Consider the following 17,622-nt stretch of genomic DNA (forward strand, 5'->3'; position numbering starts at 1 on the left):
CACAACGAGGTGAACCATGGCGAACGCTCCGGTGGAGACGAAGCAGTCCGGCGCGCCGCTCGCACGCGCGATGCGGCCCATCAACAACGTGGTCGAGCGGTGGATACCCTCCGCGCTCGTCTTCGGCATCATCCTGACCCTCGTGATCGCGGTGCTCGCGCTCGCGATCACGCCCACGAGCCCGGTCGAGCTCGTCAAGGGCTGGGGCGACGGGCTCTCGGGCCTGCTGGCGTTCATGACGCAGATGGCGCTCATCCTGCTGCTCGGGCACATGCTCGCCAACACGCGCCCCGTGCGCAAGCTGCTGCGGTGGCTGTCGGCGCTGCCGCAGACGCCCGTGCAGGCCTACCTGTTCGTCTTCGTCGTCGCCGCCGTCGCGTCCCTCATCACGTGGGGCCTCGGCCTCGTCGTGGGCGGCCTGCTCGCCCGCGAGGTCGCGGCCTCGGGCAAGGAGCGCGGCCTGCGCCTGCACTTCCCCATGCTCGTCGCGGCCGGGTTCTCGGGCTTCGTCGTGTGGCACATGGGCTACTCGGGCTCCGGGCCGCTGACCGCCGCGACGCCCGACTCGTTCATCGCCGAGCACCTGGGCGGCCAGGTGATCCCGGTGAGCGAGACGACCTTCGCGCTGCCGAACATCATCGGTGCCGTCGCGACCATCGTCGTCGTCGCCATCGCCCTCGCGCTCGTCGCGCCGCGCGGCGCCGACCGCGTCGTCGAGCTCGAGATCGACGCGCGCGAGCAGATCGTCGAGCAGGAGGAGGAGGTCGTCACGCCGGCCGACCGCATCGACGCGAGCCGCGTCATCACGCTCATCGTCGGCGCGGCGCTCGTGTGCTACCTCATCGTGCACTTCGTGCAGGGCGGCACCATCACGCTCGACATCGTCAACTGGTCCTTCCTCGCGCTCATCTTCCTGCTCGTCCGCAGCCCCTTCGAGATCATCCGGCTGACGAAGGAGGCCGCATCGAACGTCGGTGAGATCCTGCTGCAGTTCCCGCTCTACGCGGGCATCCTCGGCATGATGACCGTGTCGGGGCTCGTGCAGGTGTTCTCCGACTGGTTCGTCGAGATCTCGAACCCGACGACGTTCGGGGTGCTCGCGCTGCTGTCGGCGGGGCTCGTGAACTTCTTCGTGCCCTCGGGCGGCGGGCAGTTCGCGGTGCAGGCGCCGATCATGCTCGACGCCGCCGAGCGGCTCGGCGTCGACCCGGCGATCCCGATCATGGCGGTGGCCTACGGCGACCAGTGGACGAACATGATCCAGCCGTTCTGGGCGCTGCCGCTGCTCGCGATCGCGGGACTGAAGATGCGCGACATCCTCGGCTTCACGACCGTGACGCTCATCGCATCCGGGCTCGTGTTCGCCGGCACCCTCTTCGTCTGGTCGCTCCTCTGACGCCGGAGCGCTCGGCGGTCTGCGGCCCCCGCCCCTCGTGGGCGGGGGCCGTTGCGCGTTCCGTGGGGAGTCGGCGCTCGCGAGGGCAGTGGACGCCGTCAGCGGCGGTGCTGCAGCAGGGAGTTGAGGCGCAGCGAGGTCTTCGACAGCGCGCTCGTCGAGAGCGACGACCGCGTGAGCGACGAGCCGCGGCGGCGCACCCGCTCGGCGTCGGCGAGGTCGAGTCGGCCGACGAGCGCCTCGGTCGCCTCGTCGAGGCGCACCGGCAGGCCCTGCTGCGCGCGGGCTGCCGCTGCCTGCGCTGCGCGGCGCGCCTGCTCGGCGGCCTGGCGCGCAGCATCCTGCTGGCCGTGCGCGACCTGCTGCACGCGCGAATCGACGCGCGAGCGCAGCTCCTCGATGCGCGAGAGGCGGTCGGCGCCGGGCGCCTGCTGCGGGCGCTGCTGCTGCGGGCGCTGCTGCTGCGGCTGCTGCCAGCCCTGCGGCGGGCGGCCCTGCTGCAGCTGCTCCCACTCCTGCGCGGCGCGCTGCGGGCGAGCGGTCGGCTGCCCCTGCGATTGCTGCGGCCGCTGGCCCTGAGCCTGCTGCCGCGCGCCCTGGCCCTCCCACTCGGGGTGGGCCGCGGAGACCGCTCGGGCGGCGCGCTCCTGCTCGACGGCCTGCGCAGCGGCCTGGATGCGCTCGCGCCAGCCGTCGGGCACCTTGTTGACGAGCTGCTGCGCCTGCGAGCTCACGTCGCCGTAGCGCTGCTCGGCCTGACGGCGCACCTGCTGCACCCCGTCGCGCACCTGTCCGCGCGCCCGCTGCGCAGCGCCGCGTCCCTGACGCACGAGCGCGCTGAACCCTCCGCGCGCCATGAGGAAGCCGATGAAGGTCGCGGCGCCGGCCATGAGCAGCGGCACGAGCGCGGTCTCGAGCGCGTAGTCGAGGTCGACGAGCGCAGCGGTCTGCGCGATCCACGGCAGCCATTGCAGCAGCGCGGGCACGCCGTTGAGCAGCAGGATGCCGCCGATCACCATCGTGACGAGCGGAGCGACCCACCCCTTCGACTGCACGACCTGCGCCATGGATTCAGTATGGCGCGCCGGGGCCTGCGGTGGGCGGAAGGGTGCGCGCGGACTCGGTCTCGTGACGCGTCCGGCCTGCGGCCGGGCGCTCCTCGACCAGCGGGTCCCCGCGACCCGCGACCGGGCGCGCCGGGGGCGGCGGTGGGCGGAGCTGCTCGCGGGCTCGGTCTCGTGACGCGTCCGGCCTGCGGCCGGGCGCTCCTCGACCAGCGGGTGTGCCGGGCGCTCCTCGACCCGCGGGTGTCGCAGCGGGGAGCGCTAGGTGCGCACGACCGGCAGCCAGGGCGACACGTCGGCGCGCACGCCCGACGCCCGCACGGCGCCGCGACCGACCGCATCCGCCCACGCCTCTGCTCCGGTCGCGAGCGCGAGCCACGTCGCGACGTCGGTCTCGATGACGTTGGGCGGCGTGCCGCGCGTGTGCCCGGGCCCCTCGACCGCCTGCACCGCACCGAAGGGCGGCACCCGCACCTCGACGCTCTTGCCGGGCGCCCGCTCGGCGAGGCACTGCAGCGTGTAGCGCACCGCGAGCGCCGTCTGCGCGCGCTCGGCACCCCGTTCGAGGGCCGCGCGCACTGCCGCCACGCCGTCGAGGTCGGGGATGCGCTTGGCCACGCATCCAGGCTAGTCACGGCCGCAGACGCGGGCCGCCTGCGCCCGACTGCCGGGCGCTGCGGCCGCTCGCCCGCAGATCCATCCACCCGGGCGGAGCGACCGCGCCGCTTCGTTCGTAGAATGGCCTGGTGCGGATCCTGGTACTCGGCAGCGGCGCGCGCGAGCACGCCATCATCGCGGCACTCCTGGCGGAGGGCGGCCACGAGATCACGGCCGCGCCCGGCAACGCCGGCATCAAGCGCGACGTCGAGGCGGTGCGCGTCGACATCAAGTCGCCGAAGCTCGTCGCCGAGCTCGCCGTCGAGGGCGGCTACGACCTCGTCGTGATCGGCCCCGAGGCGCCGCTCGTGGCGGGCGTGGCGGATGCGCTGCGGGAGGTCGGGGTCCCCGCGTTCGGCCCCACGAAGGCCGCCGCCCGCATCGAGGGCTCGAAGTCGTTCGCGAAGGACGTGATGGCGCGCGCCGGCGTGCCCACAGGCATCGACCAGACCGCCACCTCGATGGACGAGGTGCGCGCGGCGCTCGACGCCACGAAGCCCCCCTACGTGCTGAAGGCCGACGGCCTCGCCGCCGGCAAGGGCGTCATCGTCACCGACGACCGCGCCGCGGCCGAGGCGCACGCCGAGGCGTTCCTGCCCGACGGCCCGCTGCTCATCGAGGAATACCTCGACGGCCCGGAGGTGAGCCTGTTCGTGCTCACCGACGGCGAGGCGGTCATGCCGCTCGCGCCCGCCCAGGACTACAAGCGGCTCGGCGACGGCGACGCCGGCCCGAACACCGGCGGCATGGGCGCGTACTCGCCGCTGCCGTGGCTCGCGCAGCGCTTCGGCAGCGAGCAGGCGTTCGTCGACGAGGTCGTCGAGACGGTCGCGATGCCCACGATCCGCGCGATGGCCGACGCCGGCACCCCCTTCTCAGGCCTGCTGTACTGCGGCCTCATCGTCACCGCATCCGGGGTGAAGGTCATCGAGTTCAACGCGCGCTTCGGCGACCCCGAGACGCAGGTCGTGCTGCCGCGCATCGAGTCGGGCTTCGCGGATGCGCTCCTGGCGGCCGCGAACGGCACCCTCGGCTCCGCCGCGCCACTGACGTGGCGCGACTCGGCCGCGGTCACGGTCGTGCTCGCGAGCGAGGGCTACCCCGCAGAGCCCGTGACGGGCCGCGTCATCACGGGCGTCGACGAGGCGGCGAAGGTCGAGGGCGTGCACGTGCTGCACGCCGCGACGGGCGAGGGCGAGCAAGGCCTGACGGCGACCGGCGGCCGCGTGCTCAACGTCGTCGGCACCGGTGCGACGCTCGCCGAGGCGCGCGAGCGCGCCTACGCGGCGCTCGGGCGCATCAGCCTCGAGGGCGGGCAGGCGCGCACCGACATCGCGGCCGGCGCATGACCGAGGCGCTGCCGGGCTGGAGCCTGGCGTACAGCGGCAAGGTGCGCGACCTCTACGTCGCCGCGGGCCAGTCGCTCGAGACGGCGCCCGAGATGCTCATGGTCGCGTCGGATCGCGTGTCGGCGTTCGACCAGGTGCTCGAGCCGGCCATCCCGGGCAAGGGTGAGCTGCTCACCGAGCTCACCCGCTGGTGGACCGAGCGGCTCGGCCTGCCGTCGCAGCTCGCTCCCGACGCCGACGCGCGCACGCCCGAGCCGGTGCGAGGCCGCGCGATGCTCGTGCGCACCCTCGACATGCTGCCGGTGGAGTGCGTCGTGCGCGGACGGGTGACCGGCTCGGGCCTCAAGGAGTACCAGCGGCTCGGGTCGATCTCGGGCGTGTCGCTGCCCGACGGCCTCGTCGACGGCGACGCGCTGCCCGAGCCGATCTATACGCCCGCGTGGAAGGCCCCGCAGGGCGAGCACGACGAGAACGTGTCGTACGAGCGCACGGTCGAGCTCGTGGGCGAGGCCGACGCGGCGGCGATCCGCGAGCTCAGCCTCTCGGTCTACGCGCGCGCGGCGGAGGTCGCCGCCGCGGCGGGGCTCGTGCTCGCCGACACGAAGTTCGAGTTCGGGCGCGACCGGGTGACGGGCGAGCTGCTGCTGGCGGATGAGGTGCTCACCTCGGACTCGTCGCGGTACTGGGATGCCGCGGCGCTCGAGGCGGGCCGGGTCGAGTCGTTCGACAAGCAGATCGTGCGCGACTGGCTCGCCGCCAACTGGGACGGCGAGGGCGCGGCGCCCGAGCTGCCCGCCGAGATCGTCGAGCGCACGGCGGCGCGCTACCGCGAGCTCATCGAGCGGCTGACCGGGGCTCCCTCGATCGGCGAGTAGGCCCGGAAGGATCGATTCGGCTGTTCCCCTCGGTCGTCGAGTAGGCCCGAAGGGCCGTATCGAGACGGGACTGTCCAGGTCTCGTGACGCGAGCCGGCTGCGCCGGCGCGCTCCTCGACCGGCGGAGGTGGCCCCCTCGGTCGTCGAGTAGGCCCGCAGGGCCGCATCGAGACGCGGCCGTGCAGGTCTCGATACGCCGGCTGCGCCGGCTACTCGACCAGCGAGGGAACGAGCCGGCTGCGCCGGCTGCGCCGGCTACTCGACCAGCGAGGGGACGAGCCGACTGCGCCGGCGCGCTCCTCGACCAGCGACCGGGTCAGACCTGCGGAGCGTTCCAGGTGTCGCAGGCGCCGACGCCGCCGTTGTAGCCGTTCAGCAGCCAGGTCTGGCGCTGCTCGCTCGAGCCGTGCGTCCAGCCCTCAGGGTTCACGCCGCCACCGCTCATCTCCTGCAGCCGGTCGTCGCCGATCGTCTTCGCGGCGTCGACGGCCTGGCGCATCTGCTCCTCCGAGACCGATTCGATCACCGGCGCGCCGCCGCCCTGGTCGGCGGTCTGCGACGCCCCCGCGATCCACGCGCCGGCGTAGCAGTCGGCCTGGAGCTCGCTGCGCACCGCCGACGACTGCGGCCCGGTGTCGCCCTGCTGCACGCGGTCGAGCTGCCCCGTCACGCCCTGGATGTGGTGGCCCCACTCGTGCGCGAGCACGTAGAGCTCGGCGAGGTTGCCGCCCTCGGCGCCGAACTGGTCGCGCATCTGCTGGAAGAACGTGGTGTCGATGTAGATGCGCTGGTCGGGCGGGCAGTAGAACGGGCCGACCGCGCTCGTCGCGGCACCGCATCCGGTCTGCACCTGGCGATCGAACAGCTGCACGGTCGGGTCGGCGTACTCGAGGTCGTTCTGCTGCATCGTCGCGGCCCAGAACGCCGACATCGAGTCGGCGCCGCCCTCCATGCGGCAGACGACGTTCGCGGGGTCGTTCGCGTCGGCGCCGGTGCAGCCGGTGACCTCCTCGCCCTGCTGCTGCGACTGCGGCTGGATGGGATCGCCGGGCGCGAGGCCCGTGAGGTCGACGCCGAAGATCATCGAGACGATCACCAGGATGACCGTGATGATGCCGCCGCCGCCGACCGCGATCGTGCCGCCGCCGATGCCGCCTCCGCCGCCGCCCTTGCTCACAGCCGAGGTGTCGAAGCCCGCGTCGCCCCTGAACGTCATGGACGAACAATAGCCCTCGCCGTTGCGCGCCAGCCCGGGAGCCCGCTGAGCGCCCGCGCGACCCGACGCATCCGCGGCGCACGCCCTTCAATAGACTGGAGGCACCCACCCCCACCGACCCCCAGGGAGCGACCCATGGCCCTCATCGTCGTCGACGTGATGCCGAAGGCAGAGATCCTCGACCCCCAGGGCAAGGCGGTCACCCGCGCGCTCGCCCGCCTCGGCCACGAGGCGGTGGGCGACGTGCGCGTCGGCAAGCGCTTCGAGCTGCGGGTCGAGGGCGAGGTGACGGATGCGCTGCTCGAGCGGGTGCGCGGCGTCGCGAACGAGGTGCTCGCCAACACCGTGATCGAGGACGTCGTGGGCGTGAGCGTGGTCGAGGAGCAGTCGCGATGAAGGTCGGCGTCATCACCTTCCCCGGCACGCTCGACGACCGGGACGCGCAGCGCGCCGTTCGGCTCGCGGGCCACGAGCCGGTGGCGCTGTGGCACGGCGAGCACGACCTCCACGGCGTCGACGCGCTCGTGCTGCCCGGCGGCTTCTCGTACGGCGACTACCTGCGCTGCGGCGCGATCGCCGCGCTGTCGCCGATCATGACCGAGGTGGTTGAGGCGGCGACCAAGGGCATGCCGGTGCTGGGCATCTGCAACGGGTTCCAGATGCTCGCCGAGGCGCACCTGCTCGCGGGCGGCCTCGTGCGGAACGAGACGGGCCTGTTCGTGCGGCGCGATCAGCGGCTGCGGGTCGAGCGCACGACGACCGCGTGGACGAACCGCTTCGACGAAGGCCAGGAGATCGTCATCCCGCTGAAGAACGGCGAGGGCCGCTTCGTCGCGACGCCCGAGGAGGTCAAGCGCATCGAGGGCGAGGGGCTCGTCGCCTTCCGCTACGTGGGCGAGAACCCGAACGGCTCGATCGACGACATCGCCGGCCTCACGAACGAGGCGGGCAACGTCGTGGGCCTCATGCCGCACCCCGAGCACGCGGTCGAGCTGGGCTTCGGCCCCACGACCACCCGCATGAAGGCGGGGCTCGACGGGCTCGACATCTTCAAGAGCGCGCTCGAGGCCGTCGCGGCCTGACATGTAGACTGGCTACATGACTGCGGCCGCGACCACCACGACCTCGACCGGACTCTCGCCGAAGCGGCTCTACCGCATCCTCGCGATCGCCGAGGCGATCACCTGGACGCTGCTGATCGCGGCGATGATCGCCAAGTACGGCTTCGAGATCGAGTGGCCGATGCCGATCGCCGGCTCGCTGCACGGCTTCGTCTTCCTCTCCTACGGGGCGATGCAGCTCGTCGTCGGGCACAACCAGCGCTGGCGCGCCGGCACGGTGCTGCTCGGCATCGTGACTGCGGTCATCCCCTACGCGACCATCCCCTGGGAGCGGCGGATCGAGCGGCGCGGGCTGCTCGAGGGCGCCTGGCGCACCGAGCCGAGCGACGACCCGCGCGACCGGCGGTGGATCGACCGGCTCTTCCGCTGGGGCATCAACCACGCGCTGCTGCTGACGATCGCGGTGCTCGCGGTCGTCGCCATCGTCTTCGTCGTGCTGCTGAACGCGGGCCCGCCCACCGCCTGGTTCGACTGATCGGGGGCGTGCGCCGCGCGTGCCGCGGGCGTAGCGTCGGGCCATGAGCCCCGAGGACGCCGCCCTCGACCGCCTCCTGGCCGAGCGCCTGTGGCCCTGGGTCGAGCAGGTGATGGATGCCTGGGCGCTGCCGGGCGTCGCGATCTGCGCCGTGCGCGGCGAGGCCGTGGTCGCGCGCGGCTTCGGCACGCGCGACGTGCGCACCGGCGAGCCCGTGACCGGCGACACGCTCTTCCACCTCGCATCGATCTCGAAGCCGTTCGTCGCGACCGCGGCGCTGCAGCTCGTCGACGACGGCGCGCTCGAGCTCGACGCGCCGATCGCTCCCTTGCTGCCGGAGCTGCGCTGGGCCGATGAGCGGGCGCGCGGCATCACGCTGCGGCACCTGCTCTCGCATCGCTCGGGGCTCGGCGACGTGCACGACTACGGCTGGGACGACCCGGAATTCGACGACGACGCGCTCGCGCGCTTCGCCGCCGAGGTGGCCGGCTGGCGGCTCGAGCGCGACCCGGGCAATGCGTTCGCCTACTCGAACGCCGCCTACGAGCTGCTCGGCCACCTGCTGGCGACGGTGACCGGCAGCAGCTTCGAGGCGCTGCTCGCCGAGCGCGTGCTGCGGCCGCTCGGCATGGCGACGAGCACGTTCCTGCGGCACGACGTGCCCCCGGCGCTCGAGGCCGCGCCGCACATCGGCCAGCCCGCAGCCGTGCCCGAGGGCGCCTATCCCTACACGCGACAGCACGCGCCGAGCTCGTCGCTGCACTCGAGCGCCGCCGAGCTCGGCCGCTGGCTCGTCGCGCACCTCGACGGCCGCGCGGGGCTCTCGCCGGAGCTGCACCGCGAGATGTGGGCCCCGCAGGCGGAGGCGGGCGGAGTCTGGCACGCGCAGATCGCGCTCGGCTGGTTCCTCGGCACGATCCGCGGCCGCACGGTCGTGAGCCACTCGGGCGAGGATCCGGGCTTCGCGACCAACCACGGGCTCGTGCCCGACGAGCGCGTGGGCTTCGCCGTGCTCGGCAACAGCAACCTCGTGCCGGTCGAGCTCTCCGAGGCGACGCTCGCCGTGCTGCTCGGCGAGGACCCGGGTGAGCCCCCGCTGCCGCCCGCGGTCGTGCCGGTCGGGCGCGAGCTGGAGGTGGCCGGGCCCGAAGCCGCCGAGGCGCTGTTCCGGCTGCTTGCCGCTGAGCGGCCGCCGCGCGCCGACCTCGACGAACCCGGCTTCGACGATGCGACGTGGCCCGCGGTCGAGCTGCACCGCCCCGAGCTCGTGCGGCCGCTGCTCGAGCTGTGGCTGCGCGCGCAGCCCGAGTCGGCGGATGCGTGGGCGACGGCCGCGTGGTCCCACGAGGTGGAGGGGCGTGCGGCCGAGGCTGTCGAGCACCTCCGCCGGGCGCTCGAGCTCGACCCGGAGCACGAGGACGCCGCCGCGCGGCTGCGGCGGTTGCGGGCGGCCCCCGCATCCGCCACCTCGGTAGGATCGAAGGACCGCCGCGCTGAGCTCTAGGAGAGTCGTGACCGCATCCCGCACGCCCCGTGACACCGTCGAGGTGGCCGCCGCCACCCCCGAGCGCGAGCAGCCCTACGAGGCCCTCGGCCTCAAGACCGACGAGTACGAGCGGATCCGCGAGATCCTCGGCCGCCGCCCCACGAGCGCCGAGCTCGCGATGTACTCGGTGATGTGGAGCGAGCACTGCTCCTACAAGTCGTCGAAGGTGCACCTGCGCACCTTCGGGCAGAAGGTCACGCCCGAGATGCAGGAGCGCCTCATGGTCGGCATGGGCCAGAACGCGGGCGTCATCGACGCGGGCGAGGGCTGGGCCGTGACGTTCAAGGTCGAGTCGCACAACCATCCGTCGTTCGTCGAGCCCTTCCAGGGCGCCGCGACCGGCGTCGGCGGCATCGTGCGCGACATCATCTCGATGGGCGCCCGCCCGGTCGCGGTGATGGATGCGCTGCGGTTCGGCGCGATCGACCACCCCGACACCGCTCGGGTCGTGCACGGCGTGACGAGCGGCATCTCGTTCTACGGCAACTGCCTCGGGCTGCCGAACATCGGCGGCGAGACGGTCTTCGACGCGGTCTACCAGGGCAACCCGCTCGTGAACGCGCTCGCCGTGGGCGTGCTGCGGCACGAGGACCTGCACCTCGCGAACGCGACCGGCGCCGGCAACAAGGTCGTGCTGTTCGGCGCCCGCACCGGCGGCGACGGCATCGGCGGCGCGTCGATCCTCGCCTCGGAGTCGTTCGACGACGAGGGCCCCGCGAAGCGCCCCGCCGTGCAGGTCGGCGACCCGTTCGCCGAGAAGGTGCTCATCGAGTGCTGCCTCGAGCTCTACGCCGCGGGCGTCGTCGAGGGCATCCAGGATCTCGGCGCCGCCGGCATCTCGTGCGCCACCAGTGAGCTCGCCGCGAACGGCGACTCGGGCATGCGGGTCGAGCTCGACCACGTGCTGCTGCGCGATCCGACGCTCACGGCCGAGGAGATCCTCATGTCGGAGTCGCAGGAGCGCATGATGGCGATCGTCGCGCCCGAGCAGCTCGACGCGTTCCTCGCGATCACCGGCAAGTGGGATGTCGAGACGAGCGTGCTCGGCGAGGTCACCGGCGACGGCCGCCTCGTCATCACCCACTCCGGCGAGACGATCGTCGACGTCGACCCGAAGACCGTCGCGGTCGACTCCCCCGTCTACGAGCGCCCCTACGAGCGCCCCGTGTGGCAGGACGCCCTGCAGGCCGACAGCGCCTCGGCGCTGCCGCGCGTCGCCGACGCCGAGCTCGGGCAGCAGCTGCTCGCGCTCGCGGGCAGCGCCAACCTCGCCGACACCTCGTGGATCACCGACCAGTACGACGACTACGTGCTCGGCAACACGGCGCTCTCGACGCCCGACGACGCCGGCATGGTGCGCATCGACGAGGAGTCGGGGCTCGGCTTCGCCGTCTCGGTCGACGCGAACGGCCGCTATTGCCAGCTCGACCCGCGCGAGGGCGCGAAGGCCGCGCTCGCCGAGTCGTACCGCAACGTCGCCGTCACGGGCGCGACGCCCGTCGGCGTGAGCGATTGCCTCAACTTCGGCAACCCCGAGATCCCGGCGGTCATGTGGCAGTTCGCCGAGGCGGTCGACGGCCTCGCCGACGCGTGCGTCGAGCTCGGCATCCCCGTCACCGGCGGCAACGTGTCGTTCTACAACCAGACCGGCGAGACGCAGATCCACCCGACGCCCGTCGTGGGCGTGCTCGGCATCATCGACGACGTCGACCGCCGCATCCCCTCGGGCTGGCAGGACGACGGGCAGGCGCTCTTCCTGCTCGGCACGACGCGCGACGAGCTCGACGGCTCGGCGTGGGCCGGCACGATCCACGACCACCTCGGCGGTGTGCCCCCGCGCGTCGACCTCGCGGCCGAGAAGCAGCTCGCGGGCCTCATGCAGGGCATCGCGTTCGACGGACTCGCGACCGCCGCGCACGACCTCTCGGAGGGCGGGCTCGGCATGGCCGTCGTCGAGGGCGCGCTGCGCTTCGGCATCGGCGCCCGAATCTGGCTCGACTCGCTCATGGAGCGCGACGGGATCGACGCGACCGCGGCGCTCTTCTCGGAGTCGGGCGCCCGCGCGCTCGTCGCCGTCGCCCGCGAGGACGAGGTGAAGTTCACCGGCATGTGCGAGGCGCGCGGCGTGCCCGTGCTGCGGATCGGCGTGACCGACGCCACGAGCGGCACGATCGAGATCCAGGACGTCGCGACGCTGTCGCTCGACGAGCTGCGCTCGGCGAACCGGGCACCGCTCGCGCGCTTCGCCTGACGCGGGGACCGCGGGGCGACGGGCGCGCGCGGCGCGACCCGTCGCGCGAGCCGCGCGCACGGCGCGACCCGTCGCATCCGTCATCTCAACGGCCATGCGCGACGGATGTGCGCTGTGCGTGCACATCCGTCGCGCATGGCCGTTGAGTCTGCTCGCCGCGAGCCTATGCTGACGCCATGGAACTGACCGTGCCGGCCGTCAACATCTGGGCCGTGCTGCTCGCGACCGTCGCCGCGATCGTGATCGGCTTCGTCTACTACCACCCGAAGGTGCTCGGCACGTCGTGGATGAAGGCCATCGGCCACACCACCGACTCGGTCGCGCGCGGCCCGAAGCCCTGGGTGTACCCGCTGATCGTCGTGTGCGCGTTCGTCACGGCGTGGGTGCTCGCGGGCGCCGCCTGGATCTCGCAGGAGTTCTACGGCGGCAGCTTCCTACTCAACGCGCTCGTCACCGGCTGGATCCTCTTCGTCGGGTTCACGCTCGCGCGCGTCGTCGTGCACGACGCCTTCGACCCGCGCGGCTTCCGCGTGACGGGTCACACCGCGCTCAACGAGCTGCTCATCATCACCGCGATGGGCCTGATCATCGGCGTCTGGCCGCCCGCCGCATGAGCGACATCGCGCTGACGGTCGAGCGCACGATCGACGCCCCCGCGGATGCGGTGTGGCGCGTCATCACCGACGTCGAGGGCTTCGAGGCGGTGCTGTCGGGCGTGACCCGCGTCGAGCGGCTCGCCGGCGCCGGCTACACGATCGGCACGCGCTGGCGCGAGACGCGGCGCGCGCGAGGCCGTGACGAGAGCCAGGAGCTCGAGGTCGTCGGCATCGACGAGGGCCGCTCGACGATGCTCGCGGCCGAGTCGCACGGCCTCGCGCAGCGCACGGAGCTCACGCTCGAGCCGGCGGGCGGCGGCACGGTGCTGCGGATGCGCTTCGCCGGCACGTTCCTCGCGGTCTCGTGGGTGCAGCGCGTCGCTGCGAGGCTCACCGCGAAGCTCGGCGCGTCGACGATGCGGACGATGATGCAGCAGGACCTCGACGACATCGCGGCGGCTGCCGAGGGCCTCGCGCGCTCGTAGGCTGGAGCCATGCCCGCGACGCCGACCGAGCCCGGCTGGCACGACGACCCCGAGGGTCGACGGCGCTGGTGGACGGGCACGCACTGGGGCGCCTACGCGCCGTGGGCCGACGCCGACGAGCCCGAGGGCTCGCAGCGGCCGCCGCAGCAGCGCCCGACGCTCGACCGCTCCCTCACGTTCGATCCGACCGCCGGCGGCCGCGCGAGCCGGGCGCTCGGCGAGCAGCCCGAGCGCCCGACGGGTCCGCTGCCGAGGCCCGCGGCAGGCGGCTCGTCGCCCGCTCCGATCCGCCCCGACCGCGAGGCAGCGGCCGCGGGCCGCAGCCGTCGGCTCGTCACCGCGACCGTGCTGCTGCTGACGCTCGGCCTGCTCGGCGGCCACCGCTACTACCTCGGCCGCATCGGCTCCGGCATCGCGCAGATGATGCTGTCGTTCGGCGCCGCCGCCGCGCTCGTGGTGCTGCAGGACGAGGGCAGCTCGCGCCTGCTGCTCGCGGCAGTGCCGGTCGCCGCGCTCGGCTGGTGGGTCGTGGACCTCATCCGCATCCGCAGCATCGTGCGGCGCAGCCCCGCCTGAGCAGCCGCGGGCCCCACGAGCTGGCGGTCGTCGCGGCGCTACTCGGCGCCCGCGATCCGCTCGTGGTGGTGGATGACCTCGGCGATCACGAAGGTGATGAACTTCTCGGCGAACTCCGGGTCGAGCTCCGCCTCCTCGGCGAGGCGCCGCAAGCGGGCGATCTGCGTCGCCTCGCGCGCGGGGTCCGACGGCGGCATCGCGTGCTCGGCCTTCAGCTCGCCCACCGCCTGCGTGAGCTTGAAGCGCTCGGCGAGCGTGTGGATCAGCACGGCGTCGACGTTGTCGATCGAGCGACGCAGTCGCAGCAGCTGGTCCTCGGGGCTCGGGCTCGTCATGCCTCCAGCCTAGGTCGCGCGCTGGTCGAGCCGCGCCTCGAGCCCGCGCCGCACCGCGGGCCACTCGACCGCGATGATCGAGGAGACCACGACGTCGCGCAGCGTGCCCTTGACGACCTGATGGCTGCGCAGCACGCCGTCCTGCTTCGCGCCGAGGCGCTCGATCGCGTCGCGCGACTGCCGGTTGTGCCACGACGTGCGGAACTCGACCGCGACGCATCCGAGCACCTCGAACGCCCGCTCGAGCATGAGCAGCTTGATCGCAGGGTTCACGCCCGTGCCCTGCTGCGACACCGCCATCCACGTCGAGCCGATCTCGAGCCGCGGCGTCTCGGCGTCGATGTGCATGTACGTCGTCTGGCCGACCGCGCGGCCGTCGACCACGATCGTCCAGGGCACCATCGAACCCGCGGCGTGGAGCGCGAGGCGCCGGTCGATCTCTGCGGCGACGGCGTCGGGCTCCGGCACGGAGGTGTACCAGGCGCGCCGCCACAGGTCGCCCTCGGCGGCCGCGGCCGCGAGGTCGGCGGCGTGCTCGTGCGAGAGCGGCTCGAGCGTGGCGAGCGGATGCGTGAGCACCGGGATGTCGAGGATCCGGGATCGGTCGTCGGTCACGGCCACATTCTGCTCCCCGCTGCGAAGACCGCGCTGGCGGGCTCGCCGCCGCGACTGCCACCATGCCGTCATGACCGTGCGCTTCGACGACGCCGCCGGCGATCTCCTCGACCTCGTCGAGCGCGTGCCGCGTGAGCGGCTCGACGCGCCGGGTCTCGGCGAGTGGACGCTCCGCGAGCTCATCGGCCACACCTCGCGCGCCGTCTCGACGGTCACCGACTACCTCGCGCTCCCCGAACCCGCCGAGGTCACGGTGCACTCCGCGAGCGAGTACCTCGAGGTCGTGCTGCGCCAACGGGGCGACGACGAGGCGATCGCGCTGCGCGGCCGCGCGTCGGCCGCGGCGCTCGGCGACGATCCCGTGCCGGCGCTCACCGAGCTCGTCACGGCCGCGATCGGCGCCGTCGCCGCGGCCGGGCCGGCGCGCCGCATCGCGGTCGGCGGCGGGCCCGATCCGGTGGGCATGGTGCTCGGCGAGTACCTGCGCACGCGGGTGTTCGAGCTCACCGTGCACGGCCTCGACATCGCCGACGCCGCAGGCCTCGAGTGGCGGCCCGCGCCCGCGCACGTGCTCGACGCCCTGCACCTGGCCGCGGCCAACGCATCCGCCCGCGACCTCGGCCTCGAGGCGCTGCGGTTCCTCACCGGCAGGCGACCGGATGCGGGGCTCGACGGGGTGCTCGCGGCCGGTCGCTGACTCCCCCACCGGTTCGCGAACGGCGTGCGCGGTAGGATCGAACGCTGTCTGACACCCGCAGGAGGCCGATGGTGACGCAACTCCACCCCCAGCTCGCGCCCGTCTTCGATGACGTGCTGCACCGCAACCCCGGCGAAGCCGAGTTCCACCAGGCGGTGTTCGAGGTGCTCGAGAGCCTGGGGCCGGTCGTCGCGAAGCGCCCCGACTACGTCGACGCGCAGATCCTCAACCGCATCGTCGAGCCCGAGCGGCAGATCATCTTCCGCGTGCCGTGGATCGACGACCAGGGGGTCGTGCAGATCAACCGCGGCTTCCGCGTGCAGTTCAACTCGGCGCTCGGGCCGTACAAGGGCGGGCTGCGGTTCCACCCGAGCGTCTACCTCGGCATCATCAAGTTCCTCGGCTTCGAGCAGATCTTCAAGAACTCGCTCACGGGCCTGCCGATCGGCGGCGGCAAGGGCGGCAGCGACTTCGACCCGAAGGGGAAGTCCGACCGCGAGATCATGCGCTTCTGCCAGTCGTTCATGACCGAGCTCTCGAGCCACATCGGCCAGTACACCGACGTGCCCGCCGGCGACATCGGCGTCGGCGGCCGCGAGCTCGGCTACATGTTCGGCCAGTACAAGCGCCTCACGAACGCGTACGAGTCGGGCGTGCTGACGGGCAAGGGCCTCACGTGGGGCGGCTCGCAGGTGCGCAAGGAGGCCACGGGCTACGGCACCATCTACTTCCTCGACGAGGTGCTGCGCGCCCGCGGCGAGTCGTTCGAGGGCAAGCGCGTCGTCGTGTCGGGCTCGGGCAACGTCGCGATCTACGCCATCGAGAAGGTGCACCAGCTCGGCGGCACGGTCATCGCCGCCTCCGACTCCTCGGGCTACATCGTCGACGAGCAGGGCATCGACCTCGCGCTGCTCAAGGACATCAAGGAGGTGCGGCGCGCCCGCATCTCGGAGTACGTCGACGCGCGGCCGCACGCATCCTTCTCGTCCAATGGCAGCACCATCTGGTCGGTGCCGTGCGACATCGCGGTGCCGTGCGCGACGCAGAACGAGCTCGACGAGGACGACGCCACGACGCTCGCGCGCAACGGCTGCACGCTCGTCGGCGAGGGCGCGAACATGCCCGCGACGCAGGCCGCGGCGCGCGTCTTCGCGCAGGCGGGCGTCACGTTCGCGCCCGGCAAGGCGGTGAACGCCGGCGGCGTCGCGACGAGCGCGCTCGAGATGCAGCAGAACGCCTCGCGCGACTCGTGGACGTTCGAGCACACCGACGAGCGCCTCGCCGAGATCATGCGCGGCGTGCACGACCTGTGCGCCGAGACGGCCGAGGAGTACGGCCGCCCCGGCGACTACGTCGCGGGCGCCAACATCGCCGGCTTCAACCGGGTGGCGGATGCGATGCTCGCCCTCGGCGTGATTTGAGCGCGGAGGGCGCGATGCCGCGCAGCGGCGTCGCGCCCGGAGCGCTCAAGGTCGAGTAGCGCCCGCAGGGCGCGTACCGAGACCCCGCCGAGCTGGTCCATCTCGCCCGCTCCATCAGCACGTAGGTCGTAGGGCGGGCGGTGCGCGAAGCAGCTTGGAGCGAGGGGTTCCCCTGCGATGTGAACGGCGTTAACATCGGGCGCATGACGCTCATCGATGAGACCGCACCCGCTCCCGACGTCGTCGACCGCGAGGCCTGGAGGGCGGCACGGCTCGCGCTCCTCGATCGCGAGAAGGCCCACACCCGCGAGGGCGACGCGATCGCCGCCGCCCGGCGCCGGCTGCCGATGACCGAGGTGCCGAACGTCGCGCTCGTGGGCGAGCAGGGCGAGACGCCGCTGCTCGGCCTGTTCGACGGACGCCCGCAGCTCGTGCTCTACAAGCACATGTGGCACGACGGGCAGACGATCGAGGCGCAGTGCGAAGGCTGCACCGCCACGATCTGGGACTTCCACGACGCCTCGTACCCCAACGCCCGCGGCATCTCGTTCGCCGTGCTGAGCAAGGGCCCGTGGGAGGAGCTGGAGCCCTTCCGGGCCTTCATGGGGTACACGCATCCGTGGTTCTCGAACCGCGCGGTCGACGACCCGCTGCTCGGGCCCGCGACGGAGGGCGCCTACGTCTCGCTGCTGCGCCGCGGCGACCGCGTCTTCGCGACCAACTGGATCACCGGCCGCGGCGTCGAGGCGATGATGAGCTCGATGGCGATCGCCGACATGACCGCCTACGGCCGGCAGGAGGCGTGGGAGGACTCTCCGGCAGGCTGGCCGCAGTCACCGACGTTCTCAGCCTGGCGCACGGCAGGGCGGCCGACGCCCCAGTGGAGCCGGCCGGGCGCGACGCCGGTCGACGCCGCCGCGCACCACCACTGAAGGAACCAGGACCGA

The 17,622-nt window shown here is 73.0% G+C and carries 19 protein-coding genes; 14 read left to right on the forward strand and 5 right to left on the reverse strand.

Features of this window, described 5'->3' with window-relative positions; translation table 11 throughout:
• The first annotated feature begins 16 nt into the window (after nt 1-16).
• The gene (locus BLT67_RS05755; protein WP_231945604.1) at nt 17-1,396 is read left to right on the forward strand and encodes a short-chain fatty acid transporter; all 1,380 of its coding nucleotides are present in this window, start codon (nt 17-19) and stop codon (nt 1,394-1,396) included.
• A 98-nt stretch (nt 1,397-1,494) separates the two neighbouring features.
• On the opposite strand, the gene BLT67_RS05760 is transcribed toward BLT67_RS05755, so the two are convergent.
• Entirely contained in the window at nt 1,495-2,463 is a 969-nt protein-coding gene (locus BLT67_RS05760; protein ID WP_092666126.1) for a hypothetical protein, read from the reverse strand.
• 258 nt (nt 2,464-2,721) lie between these two features.
• Nucleotides 2,722-3,078, reverse strand: a complete 357-nt coding sequence (locus BLT67_RS05765) for a sterol carrier family protein (RefSeq protein WP_092666127.1) — start codon at nt 3,076-3,078, stop codon at nt 2,722-2,724.
• Between the two features lie 128 nt (nt 3,079-3,206).
• On the opposite strand from BLT67_RS05765, the gene purD reads away from it, so the two are divergent.
• Both purD and BLT67_RS05775 read left to right on the forward strand, forming a co-directional pair.
• Entirely contained in the window at nt 3,207-4,466 is a 1,260-nt protein-coding gene (gene purD / locus BLT67_RS05770) for a phosphoribosylamine--glycine ligase (protein ID WP_092666128.1), read from the forward strand.
• A complete protein-coding gene (locus BLT67_RS05775; RefSeq protein ID WP_092666129.1) occupies nt 4,463-5,341 on the forward strand; it encodes a phosphoribosylaminoimidazolesuccinocarboxamide synthase in 879 nt (292 codons plus the stop codon). Before purD ends, BLT67_RS05775 begins: the two co-directional genes overlap by 4 nt.
• A gap of 316 nt (nt 5,342-5,657) precedes the next feature.
• Here the strand turns inward: BLT67_RS05775 and ypfJ are convergent, their stop codons facing one another.
• Entirely contained in the window at nt 5,658-6,557 is a 900-nt protein-coding gene (gene ypfJ / locus BLT67_RS05780; RefSeq protein ID WP_092666130.1) for a KPN_02809 family neutral zinc metallopeptidase, read from the reverse strand.
• Between the two features lie 135 nt (nt 6,558-6,692).
• Between ypfJ and purS the strand changes: the two genes are divergently transcribed.
• The 8 genes from purS to BLT67_RS05820 all read left to right on the forward strand — a co-directional run bounded on the left by purS (nt 6,693) and on the right by BLT67_RS05820 (nt 13,607).
• Nucleotides 6,693-6,953, forward strand: coding sequence for a phosphoribosylformylglycinamidine synthase subunit PurS (gene purS, locus BLT67_RS05785; RefSeq protein WP_092666131.1), 261 nt, complete (start codon nt 6,693-6,695; stop codon nt 6,951-6,953).
• Nucleotides 6,950-7,639 carry a phosphoribosylformylglycinamidine synthase subunit PurQ gene (gene purQ, locus BLT67_RS05790; RefSeq protein WP_092666132.1) on the forward strand — a complete coding sequence of 230 codons (690 nt, stop codon included), beginning with the start codon at nt 6,950-6,952 and terminating at the stop codon, nt 7,637-7,639. Before purS ends, purQ begins: the two co-directional genes overlap by 4 nt.
• 16 nt (nt 7,640-7,655) lie before the next feature.
• Nucleotides 7,656-8,153, forward strand: coding sequence for a DUF3817 domain-containing protein (locus tag BLT67_RS05795; RefSeq protein ID WP_092666133.1), 498 nt, complete (start codon nt 7,656-7,658; stop codon nt 8,151-8,153).
• A 43-nt stretch (nt 8,154-8,196) separates the two neighbouring features.
• Nucleotides 8,197-9,657, forward strand: coding sequence for a serine hydrolase domain-containing protein (locus BLT67_RS05800; protein ID WP_092666134.1), 1,461 nt, complete (start codon nt 8,197-8,199; stop codon nt 9,655-9,657).
• Between the two features lie 7 nt (nt 9,658-9,664).
• On the forward strand, nt 9,665-11,950 hold the full coding sequence (purL, locus tag BLT67_RS05805) for a phosphoribosylformylglycinamidine synthase subunit PurL (RefSeq protein WP_092666135.1): 2,286 nt from the start codon (nt 9,665-9,667) through the stop codon (nt 11,948-11,950).
• Between the two features lie 176 nt (nt 11,951-12,126).
• Nucleotides 12,127-12,564 carry a DUF1761 domain-containing protein gene (locus BLT67_RS05810; protein WP_092666136.1) on the forward strand — a complete coding sequence of 146 codons (438 nt, stop codon included), beginning with the start codon at nt 12,127-12,129 and terminating at the stop codon, nt 12,562-12,564.
• Nucleotides 12,561-13,031, forward strand: a complete 471-nt coding sequence (locus BLT67_RS05815; RefSeq protein WP_092666137.1) for an SRPBCC family protein — start codon at nt 12,561-12,563, stop codon at nt 13,029-13,031. The genes BLT67_RS05810 and BLT67_RS05815 overlap by 4 nt, the downstream gene beginning before the upstream one ends.
• 9 nt (nt 13,032-13,040) lie before the next feature.
• Nucleotides 13,041-13,607 carry an NINE protein gene (locus tag BLT67_RS05820; RefSeq protein ID WP_092666138.1) on the forward strand — a complete coding sequence of 189 codons (567 nt, stop codon included), beginning with the start codon at nt 13,041-13,043 and terminating at the stop codon, nt 13,605-13,607.
• A gap of 38 nt (nt 13,608-13,645) precedes the next feature.
• Here BLT67_RS05820 and BLT67_RS05825 read toward each other — a convergent pair whose 3' ends face one another.
• The gene (locus tag BLT67_RS05825; RefSeq protein WP_092666139.1) at nt 13,646-13,942 is read right to left on the reverse strand and encodes a chorismate mutase; all 297 of its coding nucleotides are present in this window, start codon (nt 13,940-13,942) and stop codon (nt 13,646-13,648) included.
• A 9-nt stretch (nt 13,943-13,951) separates the two neighbouring features.
• The gene (locus BLT67_RS05830; RefSeq protein ID WP_231945605.1) at nt 13,952-14,557 is read right to left on the reverse strand and encodes a GNAT family N-acetyltransferase; all 606 of its coding nucleotides are present in this window, start codon (nt 14,555-14,557) and stop codon (nt 13,952-13,954) included.
• Nucleotides 14,558-14,627: 70 nt separating this feature from the next.
• On the opposite strand from BLT67_RS05830, the gene BLT67_RS13380 reads away from it, so the two are divergent.
• The 3 genes from BLT67_RS13380 (at nt 14,628) to BLT67_RS05845 (ending at nt 17,607) form a co-directional block, all read left to right on the forward strand.
• Nucleotides 14,628-15,254: a maleylpyruvate isomerase N-terminal domain-containing protein gene (locus BLT67_RS13380; RefSeq protein WP_157674208.1), complete on the forward strand. Its 627-nt coding sequence runs from the start codon at nt 14,628-14,630 to the stop codon at nt 15,252-15,254.
• 68 nt (nt 15,255-15,322) lie between these two features.
• Nucleotides 15,323-16,675 carry an NADP-specific glutamate dehydrogenase gene (gene gdhA / locus BLT67_RS05840; protein ID WP_197674438.1) on the forward strand — a complete coding sequence of 451 codons (1,353 nt, stop codon included), beginning with the start codon at nt 15,323-15,325 and terminating at the stop codon, nt 16,673-16,675.
• Nucleotides 16,676-16,878: 203 nt separating this feature from the next.
• Nucleotides 16,879-17,607 carry a DUF899 family protein gene (locus tag BLT67_RS05845; RefSeq protein WP_092666141.1) on the forward strand — a complete coding sequence of 243 codons (729 nt, stop codon included), beginning with the start codon at nt 16,879-16,881 and terminating at the stop codon, nt 17,605-17,607.
• Nucleotides 17,608-17,622: the final 15 nt, after the last annotated feature.

Source organism: Agrococcus carbonis (assembly GCF_900104705.1).
Lineage (GTDB): Bacteria > Actinomycetota > Actinomycetes > Actinomycetales > Microbacteriaceae > Agrococcus > Agrococcus carbonis.